This window comes from Streptococcus mitis, assembly GCF_009496285.1.
GTDB classification, from domain to species: Bacteria; Bacillota; Bacilli; order Lactobacillales; family Streptococcaceae; genus Streptococcus; species Streptococcus mitis_BP.
Window position 1 is genome coordinate 1 of sequence record NZ_WIJK01000057.1, and the last position, 1,032, is coordinate 1,032.

The 1,032-nt window shown below is 43.6% G+C and carries 1 protein-coding gene; it reads right to left on the bottom strand.

Going from position 1 to position 1,032, the window contains the following annotated elements; genetic code table 11:
• The coding region (locus GEZ89_RS09470) for an Ig-like domain-containing protein (protein WP_228113893.1) at positions 1-1,032 on the bottom strand (1,032 nt) is incomplete at both ends.

Consider the following 1,032-nt stretch of genomic DNA (forward strand, 5'->3'; position numbering starts at 1 on the left):
TCCGTCATTGTTAACTTTAACATCTGTCGCAGTTGGGTTAGCTTTCTTAACTTCTTCAGCTACTTTAGCTTTTTCTGCATCTGTCAAGTTGTTAGGATCTACTACTGGAGTAAGAGCTGGTACTTTAGCTCCATTTGCTTCAGACTCTTTAACTGTCTTCACTGGTGTTAATGTCGCCACTGATCCATCTGGGTAAGTTACAGATACTGATCCGTCATTGTTAACTTTAACATCTGTCGCAGTTGGGTTAGCTTTCTTAACTTCTTCAGCTACTTTAGCTTTTTCTGCATCTGTCAAGTTGTTAGGATCTACTACTGGAGTAAGAGCTGGTACTTTAACATTATCCGCATCCTTACCATCACCTTTACCAACTGTTTTCTCTGTTGGAGTTGATGTATTGCCTGATGCATCTTTTGCTACGGCAGTCACTTTATCACCAGCTTTCAAGCCCATAACTGGAAGATAGAAGAGACCAGCTTCATTTGTAGTAACAGTAACTGTTTCACTATTTGGAAGAGTGATTTCAACGATTGTTCCTGGTTCTGCTGTTCCTGAAACAGCTTTATCACCTTCTTTAACATCGTTCACAACTGGGGCTGCTGGTGCTGTCTTATCATCGGCTTTCGCTACGGTTACTGTTGTCGCATCTGATGTGTTACCTGCGTCATCTGTCGCTGTTACTGAGACTGTCTTACCTTCTTCCAAACCGCTAACTGGAACACTGAAGTTGCCATCTTGGTCAGCTTTAGCTGATACTTTATCACCATTTGGAAGAGTGACTTCGACGGTTGAACCTGCTTCAGCTGTACCTGTTACTGCTGTGTCACCTGCTTTAACTGGGTTCACAACTGGGGCTGCTGGAGCTGTCTTATCATCGGCTTTCGCTACGGTTGCTGTTGTCGCATCTGATGTGTTACCTGCGTCATCTGTCGCTGTTACAGATACTGTTTTACCTTCTTCCAAACCGCTAACTGGAACACTGAAGTTACCATCTTGGTCAGCTGTTGCTGTTGCTTTGGTTCCGTTTGGAAG